Below are 19441 nucleotides of genomic sequence, written 5' to 3' on the forward strand. Positions count from 1 at the left end.
GAATCTCTGGAGGTCTGATCTCATTTATGTGCTTATGACCTATCGCGGGGAAAACGTATCTTTGAAGCCTGGAAAGAACCCTTGCTGCGTGGTTGTCGCTTCTAACTCCCTCCATTTTGCGGGAATACCAATCCAAAGCTATTTCCTGGAAGGTTTCAAGTTTATTTGGAGATGCAAGAATATTTACACCTTTATCTCTTGCAAGCAATATTTCGTCCCTTTTAAGCCGAGCTTCACGCAGAGAAACATCCGGGTATCTGCCCAGACTGCGTTTGATTTCCCTGCCGTTCTGCCATATTCTAATTCGCCAAAGCTTTGAACCTTTTGGCGTAACCTCAAGATATAACCCTCTCCCATCACGAACGGTATAGGATTTTTCCTTGGGTTTCAAAGCCCGAATTTTCAGATCTGACAACACTTCCCCCACCCCCACCGTACATGTTAGCACAAAAAAGGCTCACATGTACGGTTTCATGTACGGTCTATGTTGTGGAACCCCATGTTTTTAGGCGAACAATATTGGACATAAAAAATCGCTAAAACCTAGCTTTCAAGCGGTTTTAGCGAACTTTTGAGGATTTTCTTGGAAGGCTTAAAATTATCTATTGGTGGAGGCGCGGGGAATCGAACCCCGGTCCGACAGGGGCCAACCCTGTGTTTCTCCGTGCGCAGTCCCTGCTTTAATGTCGAATCAGGTTCCCCAGGGACAGGGCCCCTGATCCCAAGCTTCCTTGATCTTTCCTGAATAGCCGGGAAGCGCGGCTATCAGGGCATCCGCTTTATGTGACGCCCTTTGGAAATCCAAGCGGAGAAGATTTCCAAGGACGGGCTACTTCAATTAAGCAGCCAATGCGTAATTTTCGTTGGCACTTATTGTGCGATTCCGCTTTTTAACGAGATGCGGAGAACTCGGCACGCTTCACAAGGCCCTCCATCCTGCCGTCGAAACCTATCGCCCCCATATATTTGCTAATGCCTCTTTAGAGCTTTTTCCATTGCTCTTCTGGCATCACGCTCTGCTATGCTTTCCCTTTTATCATGTTTGGTTTTTCCTTTAACCAAGGCCAACTCTATTTTTGCCCACTTGTTGTCTTTTAAATACATTTCAAGAGGCACAAGGGTTAACCCTTTCTCCTTTGTTTTCCCGATAAGCCGCTTTATCTCCTCTGACCTTAAAAGAAGCTTTCGCGGCCTCAATGGATCATGATTATAATAGGTACCCTTCTCATAGGGAGAAATATGCACGTTGTAAAGCCACACTTCAGAACCATTTATCCTAGCATAACCATCTTTCAGGTTTACCTTACCAGCTCTTACTGATTTTATCTCAGTTCCCGTAAGTTGTATTCCAGCTTCATAGGTTTCTATTATAAAATAATCGTGCCTTGCCTTCTTGTTTCTGGCTACAACATTCTTTGCCATAATCCCCTCCACCACGGCTATTATACTGCCATTAGCCTTATTGGTCAACAATAATCAAACTTCATTGGCTTGATGTTTGCCCTAAAAAGAAAAAGGACCCCCTATTGGGATCCCTTAGCCTTCAAACTTGGTCGGGGCGAGAGGATTCGAACCTCCGACCTCCTAGTCCCGAACCAGGCGCGCTAACCAGGCTGCGCTACGCCCCGAACGAAGTGCATTCTAGCACCTACAAAGGGTTTCAGTCAACGAAAACATATTTTTTGTAATATCCGATATAACACAAGATTGATAAAAACTACACATAGATGATAGTATATTTAAGGCCTTTCAAACAATTATACACACGATGAAGCCATAAGATTGTATTGTGGCCAATAAATTTAAGGGGGGAATGCAGGAAATGGAGAACATGAAGTTGTTGGCCGAATGGTCGTACGAACCAACAAAAGCCCATAGGGGCTACACAGGCAAGACCTTGAAGATCAACGTAGGAGAAAGGACATTCGAGGCTAAAGACGTAACTGAGGATATGAAAGAAAAGTTCGTAGGCGGAAGAGGTTTCGGGCTGAAACTCCTCTGGGATGCAGTAAAAGATACCACCAAGTGGAACGACCCAGAGAACGAGATAGTCATCTCCGGAGGTCCTCTTTGCGGAATAACCCAGTACCCCGGCACAGGTAAGTTTTACGCTGTTTTCATTTCTCCTCTGACGGAACAGACCTACGACAGTAATGCCGGAGGCCACTTTGGCCCATTGCTCAAGTTCGCTGGCTGGGATGCCCTAGAAATTCAAGGCAAATCCGATAAGGACGTAGTAGTGGTCATAGACGGCGATGAAGGCAAGGTGAAAATTTTCGAATCTCCTTTTGAGGACATAAACGCCTACTCTATTACGGAAACCCTTCATGAGTATTTCAGCGATCCCAACGACATCAATGACAGGAAGCATGTTTCCGTTATAACAGCAGGCAAAGGCGCAGAGCACACATATTGGGGATGCTTGAACAGCAGCTTCTGGGACAGCCATAGGAAGATAGCAAGACTGAAACAGGCAGGCCGAGGCGGTGGAGGAACAGTATTCAGAGACAAGAAGATAGCAGCCTTGGTTGTAAAAACCCACAACCTTTCCGGAACTGCTAACGACCCAGCAGACATAGACACTTTGACAAAAGTGGGACTTAAACTCCACAAAGAAATATTTACCCTTGACTCTAAACAGTGTCGCATGCGCACAGTCGGAACTCCTCATCTCAACGAAATCATGAACGAATATCATATCCTCCCAGTTCATAATTATAAGTTCGGACAGCATCCAGACGCGGACAAAATACACTCTGAAGTTTACGGTAAACTCTTCACACAGGGCATCGCAGACGGTTGTTGGTATGGCTGCACTTTGGCATGTGCCAAAGCCGTAGATAACTACACTATCAAAACCGGCCCATGCAAAGGCCAAGTAGTAACTGTAGATGGCCCTGAATATGAGACAGCAGCAGGCCTTGGTTCAAACGTGGGTGTCTTTGATCCTGAATGGACCATAGAAACCAATTTCTACGCCGATCACTACGGCCTTGATACTATATCTTTAGGTACAGGTATAGCTTTCGTCTGTGAGTGTTACGAGCTCGGGTATATCACAAAAGAGCACACAAATGGCCTAGAACTCAAATTCGGCAACAAAGACGACATATTGGAGCTTATCCATAGGATGGCAGAAGGTAAAGATGAATTTGCCAAGATAGTTGGTTTGGGCATCCACAGGATGAAAGACATATTTGCAGAGAAATTCGGAGCTCCAAGAGACATACTTGAAAAAATAGGTATGGAGGGGCAAGGTATAGAAGTCTCCGAATACGTGCCAAAAGAGTCCATTGCTCAGTGGGGCGGTTACTTCCTCACACTAAAAGGCCCTCAGCACGACGAGGCGTGGCTCATTTTCATGGACAGAGTAAACAAACAGCTTCCTACTTTTGAGGACAAAGCTGAAGCTCTGCACTACTTCCCAAACTTCCGTACGTGGTTCTCGCTGGTCGGGCTTTGCAAACTGCCCTGGAACGACATCGAACCTGCAGATAACGCTACTAAGTATCCTCCACAGGAAGCCGCAAAGGTCCCAGAACATGTACAGAACTACGTGGACATTTTCAACGCCGTGACTGGCAAAAACATAACCAAGGAAGAGCTGATCCTCCAGTCAGAAAGAGTCTACAATTTCCAGAGGGTCTTCCAGCTAAGGCTAGGTAAAGGTACCCGCAAGTATCACAACATTCCAGACAGAGCTCTAGGACCTGTTTTCCCCGATGAGTGGGAAGCCAGAGCAGAATACTACGACAATGAATTGAAAGAAGCAGGCGTAAATCCCGAAGAGCTGTCCACCGAGGAAAAGATAAAGAAATTGAACGAAATAAGAAGACAGCAGTGGGAAGAGCTAGTAGACGCCGTCTATAAGCGCCGCGGTTGGGATAGGAACGGAATACCCACAGTAGAAACTCTTAAGAGGTTGGGTATTGACTATCCTGATGTCGTAGCAGTAGTTGAAAAACACGCAAAACCGGAGGATAGGTGGTAAGTTTAGAATCATGATTACCGTAAATGGAGAACCCATGGAATGGGAAGTAGGCCTAACAGTCAAAGACATAATAACGCGGAAAAAATACACTTTTCCCCTCTTGGCTGTTTGGATTAACGATTCACCTGTTCCAAGGGATGATTTTAACTCTACCAAAGTGCCTGATGGCGCAAAAGTCCAGATCATCCATATGATTAGCGGTGGTTAAAAACAAGAAGGGGAGAAAATCTCAAATTTTCTCCCCTTCTTGTTTCTTGTTTTATGTTTTTTACTTTATTAATCATACCTATTCATTTACTTACCCACTACCATCTTGTTTTCTATTCTTTTGTCCTGGCCTTCGTGTATTATCTTCCGGCCCAATGGCATTTTCCCAATATAGCCTTCCATAGGCGAAAGAATCATTAAATAAAGGGATCTCTGTCCATCCCCAAGGGGTAACCAACAGGAAACGAAAATCTACTCCTTGTTTTCTTAGCACCCTTATATGATGAATATATCTTGCAGTTTCTGGTATAGACCAGCTTTCGCTAACAACCCATACCTTCCTACACTTACCTCTTCCGAATAAAGAAGCGTAATCCACAGCCAGCCTCATGCCCTCTTCCAAATCAATAGTTCCCACACAAAGGACAATTGCGTCACTTTTCCCTTTGGGCATATGAGGCGCTGGCAATATATCCGCAAATTCCTCAAGTCTCCCCAAATTCGCAAAAAGAATCTCAGGATCTCCAATATTTCTGTCCGCATATCCCTGGTAAAATTCCTCTGCCTGATACTCCACATCGCCATTCAGCGCGGAGTACATCCATTCTTGAATGATATATAAAAGATCTTTTATATATGAAGGATATTTCGGCTCTGACATGGCTTCTAAAATATCCCCTACAGTCAAAGTATGATCTTCCCCGTTTAATCGCTTTTGGAAATTTGCTTTGTTATCTTTTTCACCTTGGGTGCTCATAATAACACCTCCATCCTCTTTCAAGTCTGAAGAGCATATCATAAAAACAAATAATATAAAATAGGTTTTTTCAAAATCAGCACTGAAGGTATAATATACATAAATTACAAATTTTTTGCTATACAAAATACTCAAAAGGGGTGGTGATGCAAATGAAATTATTCGACATTAATAGCCAAAAAAGCCAATTTCTTCTGATTGATGCTCAAGAAAAGCTAGTATCAATGGTGGAAAATGAGAGAAAAATCTTAAAAAACATTAAAACCCTTCTAAAGGCCTGCGATGTGATGGAGATTCCCGTAAAATACACTGAACACTACCCTAGCGGTTTAGGCCCCACCGTAAAAGATCTCCTTGACGCCATGCCACAAGATAGCCGTAGTTTTGAAAAAATTCATTTCTCCTGCTGTGAAGAAAAAGACTTTCATACCTTTTTGCAATTTGCGGGAAGAGACCAAATAATCATAGCAGGGATAGAAACCCATATTTGTGTGCTCCAAACTGTCATTGACCTAATAAATAAAGAACACGAAGTTTTCGTTGTCGCAGATGCATGTTCAAGCAGAAGTGTGGATAACCACAACATGGCACTGGAAACAATGAGACAATTCGGGGCAGTTGTTCTGCCTACTGAATCTATAATCTACAGACTCCTCCGCCGTGCTGGAACTCAAGCTTTCAAGGCTCTCTTGCCATATTTCAAGTAAGCTAATGGCTGAGCAACGATCTCTTTTCACTAAGTCATTCATTCGCTTTTTAGGCACCGGCGGAAGCCGTTTTACTGTAATGAGTCAACTGAGAGCCTCGGGGGGCCTGTGGTTCCAGTGGAAGGATCTATCTTTTTCTATAGACCCTGGCCCGGGCTCCCTGGTAAGGATGCATCAGACCCATCCCCCGCTGGATCCTGCCAAACTAGATGGGATACTACTGAGTCACAAGCATTTAGATCACTCTTCTGACTTAAATGTTCTTGTAGAAGCCATGACAGGTGGTGGCTTCCACAAAAGAGGGCTAGTAATTGCCCCATCTGACGCGATAAATGGCAGAGAGAAAATCCTTTACAGCTACTTGCGATCTAAAATATTTAAACTACACACTTGGGAAGATGGGAAAAGATTTCAACTCACGCTAAATGGAGCACTAGATGTCGAAGGTGTATCTCTAATACATCATGGAGTAGAATGCTTTGGAATGGTATTCAGGGAACAAGGCCAACATTTATGGGGCCTAATAAGCGATACGAGATTAGAAAAACACTGGATAGAACGATTTTCCGGTTGTCCAATTCTTGTCATAAACATGACACTATCACATAAACGGGCTAATTTAGACCACCTATCACCTGAAGATGTCAAATATATAATTAGAGAACTCAACCCTCCATTAACAATTATTACCCATTTCGGGCGTGGGGTGCTCAAGGATGGACCAGATAAAATAGCACAAAAACTCTCAACAAAAAACAATAAAGTAGTAGCTGCAGAGGACGGCTTAGTCGTAAACCTAAGTATATAATTCCCAGAAAAATTTTCCTAATTAAAAATTTCTGATAACATATGAGAGTAGATATAAGCTAAACTTTTTAAAGGGGGTATTTAAACAAATGGTCTTGGACAAAATAAAGGCTTTAGAACTTCACAGAAGAGCAAAAGGCAAATTCGACATATACCCTACAATTAACATAAACAGCGAGGAAGATCTCTCCCTCGCCTATATTCCAGGCAGTGTCCCCGCTGCATTAGCAATAAAGGATGACGTAGGGAAAAGCTACGAATACACTGGTAGGGGCAACAGAATTGCCGTAATTACTGACGGCAGCGCGGTTTTGGGGTTAGGTAAAGTAGGCCCAGATGCCGCAATGCCTGTAATGGAAGGTAAATGCCTTATCTTCAAAATTTTCGGTGATGTGAACGCTATTCCCTTATGCCTAGATTGCAATGATGTAGAAGCAATAGTTCATATTGCAGCCACACTGTCTCCTTCCTTTGGCGGCATCAATATAGAGGACATATCATCTCCAAGAACATTCATGATAGTAAGGGAACTACAAAACAGAGTTGACATCCCCATCTTATGTGACGATCAACATGGAACAGCTGTAGTTGTATTGGCGGCCCTTTGGAACGCGCTTGAGGTTCAGGGACGAAAAATAGAAGACCTAAAAATTGTAGTGTGTGGAGCAGGAGCAGCCGGTATATCCGTGACAGAACTCTTACTGGCAGCAGGAGCAAAAAATATAACAGTTTTAAATAGTTCAGGAATCCTATCTGAATCTAACTCCAACATGAACCACATTCAGCAGGAACTTGCTTTAAAAACAAACCCTGAAGGCATCAAAGGTGGACTGCATGAAGCTATTGAAGGAGCTCATTTATTTATAGGGCTATCAAAGGGGAATATTCTTGACCCTCAATTGATACGCCGAATGGAGAAAGACCCCATTATCTTTGCAATGGCCTTGCCTGAACCAGAGATACATCCAGAGCAGGCTTACGCCGCAGGAGCATCAATAGTTGGAACAGGGTTGCCAGAGTATCCCAACGCAATGCCCAACCTTCATACATCTCCAGGTATAATGCGGGGACTTCTTGATGTAAGAGCAACATTTCTCTCAACAAACATGTTGCTTGAAGCATCAAGGGCTCTAGCCAATGTCGTTGATAGAAGAAGGCTGTCTCCCCAAAAAATAACTCCCGATGTTTTCTGTGATGAAGTCAGCCCGTGTGTCGCCGAAGCTGTTGGACAGGCTGCCATCAAGGAAGGATTTGCTTCCCTTAATGTACCCAAAGGACAAATATATAATAATTTATGGGAAAACCTGTACGGTAACAAATTATCTAGACACTAAATATTATAGGCCCTCTTAAGACTTGTTTTTACGTTCGTAGTCTAGGAGGGCCCTTTTCAATTCAATTCCCTTAGGACCACCATACCCCCTCATGCTACCATCAGAACCTATCACGCGATGACATGGCACGAAAAGAGCCCATGGATTATTCCTCATTATAGTACCAACGGCCCTGGATGCTCTAGCATTCCCAGCCAATGAAGCCACCTCAGCGTAAGAAAGAGTGCTTCCAAAAGGTATGGAATAAACCACGTCATATACTCTAGCCGTAAAAAGCGGTGGTTCCCTATAAGTACAAAAAGTAACATTAACTTTAGAGCCGCTCCAAAATTCTGCCCACGCTCTATCAAGCCAATCTGGGATATCTTCAGATAACGTGCAAAAACCAACATTCTCCGCACTTGTAATTCTCACAATTCCCTCTTCGCTCCACAACAAATTCCAAGGCCCTACAGGAGAAGAAAAGGTACTTTTAAAAATTTGTGCTTCTTTAGATATTACTTCCAAATTCACCATAACTCGCTACCTTTAAATAATAAAATCAAAGTGCCCAACACCGTAATTCCCAATGAATATTTCTCGCTGGCCCATAAAATACTTAAATCAAAAGGCCCTTGGACTCTACTTAAATGCATAGGCACTCTGGGAATAAATCTACCAGTTTGTTTCTCATAATAGCTATATTCTTCTGGAAATTTTTCTCTCAAATACTTTTCTTCCCATGGAACTATCAACATTCCATAAAGTAAAACAAAAATCAACAAGAAAACTCCCAAAGCCAACATGCTGCCTGACATCAATGACCATCCAAGACCTATTAGGCCATTACCTATATAAAGAGGGTTTCTAACTAGACCATAAGGTCCCCAGGTTATCAGCTGCTCAGCTTTAACCGATTCTCCCCTATACTTTCTTATCGTTCCAGCCGCCCAAAAACGAACTAGCTGGCCCAAAACCACCAACAATAAGCCTATAGAAGTATAGCCTCTGCCGGGCTCAGCTAAAAAATAAACAACTAAATATAATAAAGTCCATATTCCACCTCTATATTTAAAGGCTAAAGCCCGTAAATCGGCATTATTCATTGCTAAGCTCATGCTACTTTTCCTCCCCATCATCACAGCCAGAATAATCACCTAAAACTTGCTCTGCACCTCTCCACCCAAGCAAAACCACAGCAGTTAAAGCCCCCATAGCAATTGATAGATATTCTGTAAAAAACCTCCAGGTTACAGCTAACACACCCGCCATATTCCAAGGAACAAGAAAGGCAAATATGGCAGTCCCTCCACCTTCCGCTACTCCGCTCGCCCCTGGTGTTGGGACAAAATATAAAATAAACATAAGCAGTGCCTGAGCAAAAAAGCTACCCATGTAAGAAACATCAAAACCAAAAGACCATATAAGAAGCGGCAGTATGGAGAACAACACAATCATTTGAAGCCACGACACCAAGAAGGCTAGGATAAATTTCTTAAGGCCTGTTGTAAAAAATAGCTGAAAGTTTCTGTTGTAATTATCTATCTCCCTATAAGCCCGCCTCACAAACTTAAGCAATTTTTTTTTCTTGACAATTCCCCATCTGTTCAAAAGTAAAATAAATGCTCCTGAAAGCTTTTTCATCAAGGAAGGGCGCAACAAGCTAAGTGCTATGATTACCCAAGAGATCATCACAAAGACAATAACATAATACAATGCACCTTTAAGTAGCAATTTCCCTTTAATTATGCTTGGTTCGTACATCAAAGCAACGGGCACTATTATCCCTATCTGAAGAAGTGTCATGAGAGTACTAACCAACGTAATAGCGACTCCTTTACCTATAGGAATCCCGCTCTTGTAAAGAAAATATACCTGAAAAGGCCCTCCTCCACTCTGCATAGGAGTAATCGCACATCCAAAATATCTTAGCCAATTGAGCAAAAAAGCAAACTTGTATGGGATTCGCTCCCCAGCAGCAGCAACCACCGAATAGAGTTTATAAGCATCTAGGCACCAGGAAAGAAACAACAAAAGAAACACATATCCAAGCTTCCGGATATCTACTCTTGAAAGTATATCCATGGTATTCAAATCCATACTGGACATCAGTACTATAAAGCTTACTATAAAGGAGAGGCCAATGAAAAGTGCCAGGCCCTTTCTTACCGACAACAAGACCACCTCATGAAATCATTTTAACTTCTTGGATTCTAAAATAATTTGAGCCACTTCTTTCATGTCTTTAGCAATCGGGACATCTAGATATCCTTCCTCTACTAGCTCATTCATTGCCTTTTGTCCATAGCCTGTCAAAACAAGCACGGCCTTTATTCCGACATTTTTGCCTGCCATAATATCTGACATCTTGTCTCCTACCATCCAACACTGGCTTAAATCCAAATTATGTTCTTTAACCGCCTGCAAAATCATGCCTGGCTTTGGTTTTCTGCAGTTGCACTGTATCCTATAGCGTCCCCTTCCCTCAGTAGGATGGTGAGGGCAGAAATAAAACCCATCCACAGAACATCCAAATTCCTTCAGCTTACGAGATAAAAATTCATGGGTTTCATGAACGAAGGTTTCATCGAAAAGGCCTCTTGCCACTCCACTTTGGTTCGTGATAACGAACAACTTGAAGCCGCCAGCACGCAAAGCGGACAAGGCTTCAGGGATGCCTGGCAATAATTCCACTTTGTCCAATGAATCCAAATAGCCTACTTCCTCTATTATGGTTCCATCTCTGTCCAAAAAAACTGCTGGATATTTCATTTTGTATTTGTTGCTTTAGGTTTTGCCTCACGCAACCAAAAGCGACTTTTTCCACCACTCTATCATATCTTTAACCGTCTTTTGCAAAGGAATCCTCTGTGACCAGCCAGTTGATTCTTTGAGTTTAGACAAATCACTCCAATATATGGGCTCATCTACTTCTCTTACTAATGATGGATCTGTTATGACCTCCGGTTTGTTAGGACAATCTTCCAACACTAAATTTAAAAGCTCCTTGATGGAAAAAGCCTTTTCGCCAGCCACGTTATAGGCTTCACCTGATTTTCCTTTTTCTTGCAAACCCAAAAATGCCTCTACAGCATCCCTCACATCTAAAAAAGCCCTTTTAGTATGGAGGTTACCAACCGGGAATCCCGCCTTCAATCTACCTAAATCCCATAAAGCCCTTCTATACGTAAAATCTGATACCACTTCTCCAGTCCTTCTAGGGCCAACACAATTACCTATTCTTAGACGTATTATATCAAGCCCATAAGCCCTATAATATGTATCGCCCAACAAATCCTGTCCAGCCTTCGACATTCCATAAACATGCGCCGGCCTGAATGGCTGATTTTCTCCTACCGGCGTTTCTTCAGCTTTTATAAAACCGTAAGCTGCTGTAGAAGAAGCAAGCATTATACGGCATGACGAAAGGCCAACCTTTATGACACTTTCAAAAAGATTAAGAGTTCCAAGAACATTGGTTTCTACGGTATAAGCAGGATATTTAAAGGATTCCATAGGATAACTTTGGGCGGCCAAATGGTAAATAATATCAGGCTTAAAATCTAAAAGAGCCTCTTCAATATGAGGCCTGTGCCTAACGTCTATATTATAAAGTTTCTTCGCATATGCCGAAGGAATATCCATAGTATTTGTCGGCCTAAAATATGATCCTGCTACTATAAAACCTTCTTCTGCCAGTCTCTGGGCTAAATGTCCACCAATAAAACCACCTATTCCCGTAATAAAAACCTTCTTATTCATGGGCTCTCTACTGCTTCCTTTCTTTTTAAATATTTTCGCCAATTTTCAAAATATTCTTACAAACTAAAGGAATACTCTCTTGAGCTCTATGATAATCCTCCGGAACCCCTATATCTATGAAATATTTCCCCTCCTGCGAAAATGCATACAACGCCTTTCCATCGTTTAGGAAACGGGGAATTAGTTCATGTTCCCACGACATCCTTTTACATGGCAGGCCCTCTACTAGTTCCCTTTCCACAACATATATACCCCCATTTATAAACCATTCCCCTCTGTGGTCAGGGGGCAAATCCTTCCTTCCAAAACTTATTACCCTAGACTTTTCATCTATCTCTAAGGGATCAGTCCTATCAATGCTCGGCCATTTTCTTGTAGCTATAGTAAGATCTGACGTTCTTTCCAGATGGAATTCAGCCATAGCACTAAAATTCACATCAAAAAAGGTGTCTCCATTCATGAAGAAAAAATTGCTCGCATTTATCTTATCCATGGCGAGCCTTAAAGCTCCCCCTTTGTCCATTGGCTCATCTTCTACACTGTAATCAATGAAGAGTCCCCACTCTTTGCCATCTCCGCAATAATCGCTAATCTGCTTCGCGCCATATCCTAGAAGCATCAAAACTCTTTTTATGCCACGAGCAGAAAGAAGTGATAAAAGCCAAAACAAAAAAGGCTTTCCTCCAACAAGAGCTAAAGCTTTTGGAGTATCATTTACTACAGATCTCAAGCGAGTTCCAAATCCCCCTGCAAGGATCACAGCATAATCAATCATCGCACAACCACTCCTCAACCAACCCGCAGATGATATGTCCCCACATTATATGAGTCTCTTGAATTCTGGGAGTATTTGTAGAGGGTACGGACAGCAAAATATCGCAATATGGTTCAAAGGCACTTTTATGTCCCCCAACAAAACCTATCGATTTCATTCCTTTCTTCTTTGCTACTTCAAGGGCGAACAAAACATTTTTACTCTTTCCACTGGTAGAAATAGCCACAAGAACGTCTCCTTCTTCCGCCAACCCTTCAAGTTGCCTTGAAAATATTTCATCATAGGACATATCGTTGGCCACCGCTGTTAGGATGCTTGTGTCAACTGTCAGCGCTGCAGCCTTGAAGGGTCTTCTATTTTTCTTGTAACGCCCCACCAGTTCGGCAGCCAAATGTTGTGCATCTGCTGCAGATCCTCCGTTCCCACAAAAATACACACACCTTCCTCCCCTTATCGCTTCAGCCATTATATATGCAGCTTCAGCCACAGGAACGCAGAAATTCATAGCCTTCTTTTTGACTTCTATAGATTCTTTTATCTCGTTCAAAATCTGTTTTCTTGCGTTATCCACAAAATTTTCTTTCACTTCTCTCACTTCCTTAATCATTGCAACATATTTCCTTTAAAGACTTCTCGGCTAAACCTGTTTTCCAACCTAATACCACTATTTGCACCCGATCCTTTAAATCCAATTTTTTTAAAATTCTGCTTATATGATTCCTTACCGTTTTTTCTGACAATATCATGGCTTTAGCTATTTGGGCATTTGAATACCCCTGGCTCAGCCAATAAACTATCTCTTTTTCCTTTTTAGTCAACTCTTCTAAGCATCTTTTTTGATATCCGGACATTTTTAGAACATCTGGGATTTCCTCCATCAGATGTCTATCAAGGTAACTTTCTCCTCGCAAAAGAGCCCTTACGCACCTTATCAACTCTGATGCTCCAGAGGAAAGCATAACACAAGAACAAAAACCGGCATCACACAACGCGTGTGCTTTTTCAATTTCATCATCCTCTAATAGCACAATACAGTTAGCGCCAAGGGCAGCATCTCTCCAGTTAATCAGAAACCTTTCAGGCTCACTGCCCAACTCCCTCGCTCTACAAATAGCAAGTTTTATATTCCCTTTGGTAATAATAGTAAGGGCTTCCCAAATATTAGAAAAACCCACGACCTTCCCAATGTCTTTTTCACAACTCAAAAGTTTTACAAGTGCCTCTCTGTATAACCTACAAGAATCTGCCACAACCACAGTCGCAACGCTAACCAATTTTTACCAGACCCCCAATTAATAAAATCCAAAAGATATGTTATCATTTACGGGCATTTCCAGTCCTATGACTACGATATCAACAGTTGTGATTATAACATCCATAAGATGAACTTAATTCAAGAGGGGATAATTGGCGTGAACTTGAATCCAGGTATAAGAAAAAAAGTAACCAGAGCAATAGCCGACTACAACCTAATTGAAAACAAAGACAAGGTAGTTGTTGGCCTTTCTGGAGGAAAAGACAGTATTCTTTTGCTCCTCGCCCTATCAGAGATAAAGAAAATAAGCCCAATAAAATTTGACCTCACAGCTGTTACTATAAATATAGCCGAAAAAGAAACAAATTTAAGCCCACTTAAAACCTTTTGTATGGACCTTGGAATACCGCACGAAACCATTTCTTATCCAATAATCGAGATAATAAAAGAACGTAACGAGCGCTCCCCATGCAGCCTGTGCTCCAAATTGCGAAACGGAATATTAATAGATTTTGCCACAAAAAACGGATTCAACAAGGTAGCTTTAGGGCACCATTTAGACGATGTAGTAGAAACAGTACTATTAAATCTATTTCTGGCGGGAAGATTCAAGTGCTTTCCACCTCTTTCATGGAGAAGTAGAAAGCAAATATGGGTAATAAGACCTTTGGTATATCTGTCAGAAGAAGCAATCAGGTCAGAGACAAAAAGGCTGGATTTCCCCACAATAAAATGGGAATGCCCTCATGGAGGAAAAACCCAGAGAGCTAAAATGAAACAGCTTATTGCTAACCTTGAACCCCAATTTCCAGCCCTAAAATCGCAGATTCTCCATGCGCTCACTCATCTTAGGGAACAAGATGTATGGAAGATAGAAAAATCTTTCGAAAAATAACGTTTATCGCAAAAGTCCTGAAACGATGACCTCAATAGATTCCTCTTCTGATAAGCCTTTAGCCATTAAGCCTTCTATCTTTTCATCGGCTATTCTACCTATGGCAGCTTCATGGGTTACCTCTGCCTCGGGATGAGATGCTCTTACTACTGGAGAAGCTTCCGCCACTGCTCTTCCTTGAACTACCTCGGTACAATCTACATGCCCTCTTGCGCCAGCAGCAGCTCCATCAACCAAACCCAAAAAGCTTCCCTTACTTTCATCCTTAAGCACAACCCTCGCCTTTACCAGCGCTGAGCTTCCTTCACCATTGAGCAATATTACATCTTTTATTTTGCATATATCGTCATATTTCCCATATATTTTGGAGCGAATATCCACATGGCTATGGGCTCCTCTCGCCTCCACTTCAATCTCAATATCTAGATCTCCGACTCGCCCTTCAACTAACGTAAAATCACCTATGTAGCTAGAATTTCCCCCAACAACAACTTTACTCTTGGGCCTAACCTTTATTTTCCCTTCACGGCCGTGCACGTGAACTTCCCTGTAGGCAAAACTAGCATTTTCTCCTATTTGAATCTCGCCCTCCATGGCGTGCAGAAACTCCACCGCATTGGGGAAAATACAATGAGCCAAAAACTCGGCCCTGGCACCATCTTCAATTACCATTTTACTTTTTATCACCTGTTTCCCTTCATGCCCCAAATGGCCAAAGCACATGTGCACTGGCTTCTCTATTATGGTCCCTTTTGTAACCGTTATTACAGCATCTATGCCTTCGGCAGTTTCTACTGCGTCTATTTCAACTCCTGGCAAGATATTTTTACCTATGATCTTGTTAGCATGCACCACCATGTACACGGTATCTTTATCCCCTAAAGCACTTGCGCCTCCTCCAGTTCTGGAAGCTATCTCCAAAAGCTGGCTATACTCTTCTACAACTTTCAACTTATTACCCCCCTATTCCTGGGTTTCCCCTGTCTCATCTTTATGCTCAGGGCAAGGGATACATTGAGACAAAAAATACCTTCTAACAGCCTCTGCAGTCCCCTCTAAAACTATTTCTCCACTACACATAAGATAAGACCTGTCACATTGGGAAGCTACATCTTCTCTGTGGGTTATTATCAAAACACTTCTGCCATTTTCGGTCATCTTTCTGAACAAACTTATTATGTCCGCCATTGCAAGCAGGTCCACCCCTGAATCTGGCTCATCCAATATAGTAAGTTGCGAATTCATCAAATAAACTGAGGCTAGTTCTATACGTTTTCTCTCTCCTCCTGAAAGGGACTTATCAACTTTTCTCGACAAGTAGGAACTTTCAAGCTGCACTAAATTCAAAGCCTCTTCCATTTTACGCACATCAATTTCTTTCCTGGAGGAGATTTTCAAATATTCCGCAACTGAAATTCCTTCGTATCTGGCTGGATGTTGCCATGCCAATGTAATTCCCGCCCTTGCCCGCTCAGTGATGCCCCAATTTGTAATATCTTGCCCCCTAAAGTACATTGCCCCTTTCTTAGGCTTGTAATTTGGCAAGCCCATAACTGCATAGGCTAGGCTAGATTTACCAGCACCATTCCGCCCAAGTATCCCTGTTATCTCCCCTGGCAGAACCTTTATAGAGACATCTTTTAATACCTCTTTCTCCTCCCGCATAACTGTAATATCATCCACATAAAGCAAAGATTCCTTCAACTTATTTTCACCCCATATCAAAATAAACCTCTGTATATCTTTCCACTTTTCAGCTAAATATCATTAAAACTAAAAGTATTCCGCCTCTATTTTTTTAACTATTTCCGGATCCATCGCAAAAGAATGCTCCTTACCTGGGAAAGTTTTATTCCTAACCTCCTTAACATATTCTTCTAACCCCGAAGTTAAATACTCTACCCCATTTGCATAAGACTTTACAAATTTGGGCTTGAACGCCTCAAAAAGGCCCAATATATCGTGGAACACTAAGACTTGACCATCACAAGCACTTCCTGCACCTATTCCTATCGTGGGAATATCCAGTTTGCGGGTTATAAGTTCCGCCAGCGGCGATGGAACACACTCCAACACTACTGCACAGGCCCCTGCTTCTTGTACAGCTAGAGCATCTTCAAAAACTCTCTTTGCACTAGCATCGTCTTTGCCCTGAACCTTATAGCCCCCAAGCAAGGTGGCCGTCTGAGGCGTAAGACCTATATGCCCCACAACTGCTATACCGGCATTGACAATTGCCCTTATGGCGTTTTTCCTGGATTTGCCACCTTCCAGTTTTACTGCATCCACTCCAGCCTCTTTGACCAACAGGCCAGCGTTTCTGATAGCCTCTCTCTCATCAATTTCATAACTCAAAAAAGGCAAATCACCCACAACAAAGGCCCTCTTACGGGCTCTCATCACGGCCTTACAATGCATGATCATCATTTCCATGGTCACGCCCAAAGTATCTTGTAGGCCATGTTCTACCATCCCTACAGAATCTCCGACAAGAATCATATCTGCGCCAGCTCTTTCCGCAAGATTTGTTTGCCAGTGATTATATGCAGTTAACATAACTATTGGCTCTTTTTCTTGTTTCATTCTCATAAAATCCGGAATAGTCAGTACCTTACTCATTATTCAAGATCCTCCTTAGTTTTTTTGAGGCTTACTTTAATGGTCTTACTACCCCTCCAAAATTTTATTATCTATTAACCTGGCTTTTCCAACATATACTGCCAACGCAACTACAACTCTTCCTTTTATTTCTTCAACTTCTTCCAGGTTATCTGCATCTCTAATCTCAATGTACTGGACTTTCAGGCCCTTGCCTGCACTTAAGACTTCTCTCATCTTAGCCTCCAAAACAGAAGCTCTTCTCTCCCCTTCCTTAAACAGACGCTCTGCTTCCTCAAGAGCTTTGGGAATTCTAAGGGCTTCTTGTCTCTGTTCCTTCGTAAGATACACATTACGACTGCTTAAGGCAAGACCATCATGATCCCTTACGATAGGACACCCTACAACTTCTACAGGAACATTTAAATCCCTAACCATGCGCCTTAAAACCTGAAGTTGCTGGTAATCTTTCTCACCAAAGTATGCTCTCTTTGGTTGAACTATATTAAATAATTTAAGGACTACAGTGCAAACTCCATCAAAATGACCGAGCCTAAAAGCGCCACACATGTATCTACTGAGCCTAGTTTCTTTAACTGAAGTAGAAAAATCAGGATGATACATATCTTGCTCAGTAGGAACAAAAAGAAGGTCTACACCTTCTTTCTCTAAGAGAGCTTTATCTCTATCCAAATCTCTAGGATATGCAGCAAGGTCTTCATTGGGGCCAAACTGTAGGGGGTTAACGAATATGGACACCACACAAAAAGAATTTTCATGCCTGCACTTTCTAACTAAAGAGAGATGCCCCTCATGAAGATAGCCCATGGTTGGAACAAATCCAATTTCCTCTCTCTTTATCCCTTTTTGCTCGATAAACTCTCTAAGCTCTGATGGCTTACTTAGTATCTTCATTTACCTTCTCCCCTCACTATTTATCAATAAAGCTATAAGTTTATTGTCAACAACCTAGTTTGTCTCAAATAAGACTCTGCTTCCAGCCTTTTCTCTTCGTTGCCCTCTTTACCCATGAAAGCACGAGTATACATTTTACCCTGTTCAACGCCTGGCTGGTCGAATGGATTAATGCCCAACAGCTTTCCTGTAACAGCCGTAACATACTCGAAGAAATAAATCAAGCACCCCAAATAATATGCATCAAGTTTTGGTATTTCCATCCACATAACAGGTTTTTTAGATTTTATAAGCGCGGCGATGGTACTTTGGGCTTCATAATTAAGCATAGTTTTCATATCCTTGCCCCAAAGGTAAGATAAAGCATTCAAAGAGTTTTCTTCCACTGATTCAGGGAAAAATACATTCCTTTTGCTTTTTTCTTCCGATAATATTAGGAACAATTTATCATCTGGCCCCGACGTATAAAGCTGAACCTGAGAATGTTGATCTACAGCCCCCACAGCTCTTATAGGAGTCATGCCCTTGCCATTTTTCCCTAAGCTTTCAGCCCACAATTGGGAAAACCACTCAGTAAAGCTACTCATACGGCTCAAATAAGGCATAAACACAAACATATTTCTGCCCTTTAGATAATGCTCTACGCTTAAAGCTGATAAGACCCATGCCGGGTTATCTTTTAAAGATCTTCTGCTGAATAGCTTTTCCTTCATATCCTTGGCCCCGCGGAGGAGTTCTGCAATCGGTATCCTCTGGATAGCCGCAGAAAGCAACCCCACTGGAGACAGCACGGAGAAACGACCCCCAACATTTTGCGGTACATCCAAGCTAACGCAGCCTATTTCCTGCACAAACTTTCGCAAAATCCCCTCCTTGGGATCAGTTATGACAATCAGCTGCTTTGCAACATCAGAACCTCTTTCCTCTTTTAATTTGTCCCAAAACACAAGGAAATTCGCCATAGTCTCTGCAGTGGTTCCTGATTTACTAACAACTATGAAGCCTGTTCTGGATAGCTCTATCATTTCGATAACAGATAAGAATAATTCTGGATCTACGTTATCTAAAAGGTAAAACCGGGGACCTTTTCTTTCCTCCCGGGAAAGCTCATTGTAAAACGGGTGAGTAAGGCATTCAAAAAGCATCTTATTGCCTAAAGCAGATCCACCTATACCTATTTGCACCACAGAATCAAAATCAATCAAAACGTCAGCTACTTCTAGCACTGCCTCGTAATTTTGTTCAGGCAAATTGATCCACCCGCAACCTTCTTTTCCCTCGCAAGCAGCTGCTAATAGCGCCTCTGAAGCACTCAAGATTTTCTCTTCGTACTTTCTTAATTCTTTCTCATTTGACAAAGCTGCTCCACAGGACAACCTCAACATGCGCATAGGATTCCTCCTCTAAGTTAGCTTCTACGTAGATTATATGCCACAAAGCCGGTTTTACAAAAAAAGAA

General features: G+C 42.2%; 22 protein-coding genes, 1 tRNA gene and 1 other RNA gene. 6 read left to right on the forward strand and 18 right to left on the reverse strand.

What is annotated here, in order from left to right; all coding sequences use genetic code 11:
• The 4 genes from H0Z23_RS01465 to H0Z23_RS01480 all read right to left on the reverse strand — a co-directional run.
• A partial coding sequence (locus H0Z23_RS01465; protein ID WP_296867107.1) for an Arm DNA-binding domain-containing protein occupies positions 1-415 on the reverse strand: 415 nt, incomplete at its 3' end.
• A 191-nt stretch (positions 416-606) separates the two neighbouring features.
• Positions 607-960, reverse strand: a transfer-messenger RNA (tmRNA) gene (gene ssrA, locus H0Z23_RS01470).
• Positions 961-969: 9 nt separating this feature from the next.
• The gene (gene smpB / locus H0Z23_RS01475) at positions 970-1422 is read right to left on the reverse strand and encodes an SsrA-binding protein SmpB (RefSeq protein ID WP_296867110.1); all 453 of its coding nucleotides are present in this window, start codon (positions 1420-1422) and stop codon (positions 970-972) included.
• A gap of 128 nt (positions 1423-1550) precedes the next feature.
• Positions 1551-1628 (reverse strand) — tRNA-Pro (locus H0Z23_RS01480).
• Positions 1629-1822: 194 nt separating this feature from the next.
• Here H0Z23_RS01480 and H0Z23_RS01485 point away from each other — a divergent pair.
• Complete coding sequence (locus H0Z23_RS01485) at positions 1823-3991, forward strand: aldehyde ferredoxin oxidoreductase family protein (protein ID WP_296867112.1); 2169 nt, start codon at positions 1823-1825, stop codon at positions 3989-3991.
• 10 nt (positions 3992-4001) lie between these two features.
• Positions 4002-4199: a sulfur carrier protein ThiS gene (gene thiS, locus H0Z23_RS01490; protein ID WP_296867114.1), complete on the forward strand. Its 198-nt coding sequence runs from the start codon at positions 4002-4004 to the stop codon at positions 4197-4199.
• 90 nt (positions 4200-4289) lie between these two features.
• Here the strand turns inward: thiS and H0Z23_RS01495 are convergent, their stop codons facing one another.
• The gene (locus H0Z23_RS01495) at positions 4290-4955 is read right to left on the reverse strand and encodes a hypothetical protein (protein WP_296867116.1); all 666 of its coding nucleotides are present in this window, start codon (positions 4953-4955) and stop codon (positions 4290-4292) included.
• 152 nt (positions 4956-5107) lie between these two features.
• Between H0Z23_RS01495 and H0Z23_RS01500 the strand changes: the two genes are divergently transcribed.
• The 3 genes from H0Z23_RS01500 to H0Z23_RS01510 all read left to right on the forward strand — a co-directional run bounded on the left by H0Z23_RS01500 (position 5108) and on the right by H0Z23_RS01510 (position 7803).
• Positions 5108-5662, forward strand: a complete 555-nt coding sequence (locus tag H0Z23_RS01500) for a hydrolase (protein WP_296867118.1) — start codon at positions 5108-5110, stop codon at positions 5660-5662.
• 4 nt (positions 5663-5666) lie between these two features.
• Entirely contained in the window at positions 5667-6470 is an 804-nt protein-coding gene (locus tag H0Z23_RS01505; RefSeq protein ID WP_296867120.1) for an MBL fold metallo-hydrolase, read from the forward strand.
• Between the two features lie 88 nt (positions 6471-6558).
• On the forward strand, positions 6559-7803 hold the full coding sequence (locus H0Z23_RS01510) for an NADP-dependent malic enzyme (RefSeq protein ID WP_296867122.1): 1245 nt from the start codon (positions 6559-6561) through the stop codon (positions 7801-7803).
• A gap of 15 nt (positions 7804-7818) precedes the next feature.
• Here the strand turns inward: H0Z23_RS01510 and H0Z23_RS01515 are convergent, their stop codons facing one another.
• From H0Z23_RS01515 to H0Z23_RS01550, 8 genes are read right to left on the reverse strand one after another with little or no spacing between them, the layout of a single operon-like run.
• Positions 7819-8319: a methylated-DNA--[protein]-cysteine S-methyltransferase gene (locus H0Z23_RS01515; RefSeq protein WP_296867124.1), complete on the reverse strand. Its 501-nt coding sequence runs from the start codon at positions 8317-8319 to the stop codon at positions 7819-7821.
• A complete protein-coding gene (locus H0Z23_RS01520; protein ID WP_296867126.1) occupies positions 8313-8900 on the reverse strand; it encodes an isoprenylcysteine carboxylmethyltransferase family protein in 588 nt (195 codons plus the stop codon). The genes H0Z23_RS01515 and H0Z23_RS01520 overlap by 7 nt, the downstream gene beginning before the upstream one ends.
• 1 nt (position 8901) lies before the next feature.
• A complete protein-coding gene (locus H0Z23_RS01525) occupies positions 8902-9957 on the reverse strand; it encodes a flippase-like domain-containing protein (protein WP_296867128.1) in 1056 nt (351 codons plus the stop codon).
• Positions 9958-9975: 18 nt separating this feature from the next.
• Positions 9976-10554, reverse strand: a complete 579-nt coding sequence (gene gmhB / locus H0Z23_RS01530; RefSeq protein WP_296867130.1) for a D-glycero-beta-D-manno-heptose 1,7-bisphosphate 7-phosphatase — start codon at positions 10552-10554, stop codon at positions 9976-9978.
• Positions 10555-10581: 27 nt separating this feature from the next.
• Positions 10582-11544 (reverse strand): GDP-mannose 4,6-dehydratase, encoded by a 963-nt coding sequence (locus H0Z23_RS01535; RefSeq protein ID WP_296867132.1) that lies wholly within the window; start codon positions 11542-11544, stop codon positions 10582-10584.
• Positions 11545-11569: 25 nt separating this feature from the next.
• Complete coding sequence (locus H0Z23_RS01540; RefSeq protein ID WP_296867134.1) at positions 11570-12319, reverse strand: sugar phosphate nucleotidyltransferase; 750 nt, start codon at positions 12317-12319, stop codon at positions 11570-11572.
• Positions 12312-12926: an SIS domain-containing protein gene (locus H0Z23_RS01545; protein ID WP_296867136.1), complete on the reverse strand. Its 615-nt coding sequence runs from the start codon at positions 12924-12926 to the stop codon at positions 12312-12314. The genes H0Z23_RS01540 and H0Z23_RS01545 overlap by 8 nt, the downstream gene beginning before the upstream one ends.
• Positions 12919-13593, reverse strand: coding sequence for a response regulator transcription factor (locus H0Z23_RS01550; protein WP_296867139.1), 675 nt, complete (start codon positions 13591-13593; stop codon positions 12919-12921). Before H0Z23_RS01550 ends, H0Z23_RS01545 begins: the two co-directional genes overlap by 8 nt.
• Positions 13594-13731: 138 nt before the next feature.
• Here H0Z23_RS01550 and H0Z23_RS01555 point away from each other — a divergent pair, with 138 nt between their 5' ends.
• A complete protein-coding gene (locus tag H0Z23_RS01555; protein WP_296867142.1) occupies positions 13732-14469 on the forward strand; it encodes an ATP-binding protein in 738 nt (245 codons plus the stop codon).
• 3 nt (positions 14470-14472) lie between these two features.
• On the opposite strand, the gene H0Z23_RS01560 is transcribed toward H0Z23_RS01555, so the two are convergent.
• From H0Z23_RS01560 to H0Z23_RS01580, 5 genes are all read right to left on the reverse strand, one after another.
• Positions 14473-15420 carry a SufD family Fe-S cluster assembly protein gene (locus H0Z23_RS01560; RefSeq protein ID WP_296867143.1) on the reverse strand — a complete coding sequence of 316 codons (948 nt, stop codon included), beginning with the start codon at positions 15418-15420 and terminating at the stop codon, positions 14473-14475.
• A gap of 12 nt (positions 15421-15432) precedes the next feature.
• Positions 15433-16173, reverse strand: coding sequence for an ATP-binding cassette domain-containing protein (locus H0Z23_RS01565; protein ID WP_296867145.1), 741 nt, complete (start codon positions 16171-16173; stop codon positions 15433-15435).
• Between the two features lie 69 nt (positions 16174-16242).
• Positions 16243-17088: a 3-methyl-2-oxobutanoate hydroxymethyltransferase gene (gene panB, locus H0Z23_RS01570; protein WP_296867148.1), complete on the reverse strand. Its 846-nt coding sequence runs from the start codon at positions 17086-17088 to the stop codon at positions 16243-16245.
• A gap of 48 nt (positions 17089-17136) precedes the next feature.
• A complete protein-coding gene (gene panC, locus H0Z23_RS01575; RefSeq protein ID WP_296867150.1) occupies positions 17137-17982 on the reverse strand; it encodes a pantoate--beta-alanine ligase in 846 nt (281 codons plus the stop codon).
• A gap of 32 nt (positions 17983-18014) precedes the next feature.
• Positions 18015-19367, reverse strand: coding sequence for a glucose-6-phosphate isomerase (locus H0Z23_RS01580; protein WP_296867152.1), 1353 nt, complete (start codon positions 19365-19367; stop codon positions 18015-18017).
• Positions 19368-19441: the final 74 nt, after the last annotated feature.

Origin of the sequence: Thermovirga sp., assembly GCF_017656375.1 — a bacterium.
Taxonomy (GTDB): Bacteria; Synergistota; Synergistia; order Synergistales; family Thermovirgaceae; genus Thermovirga.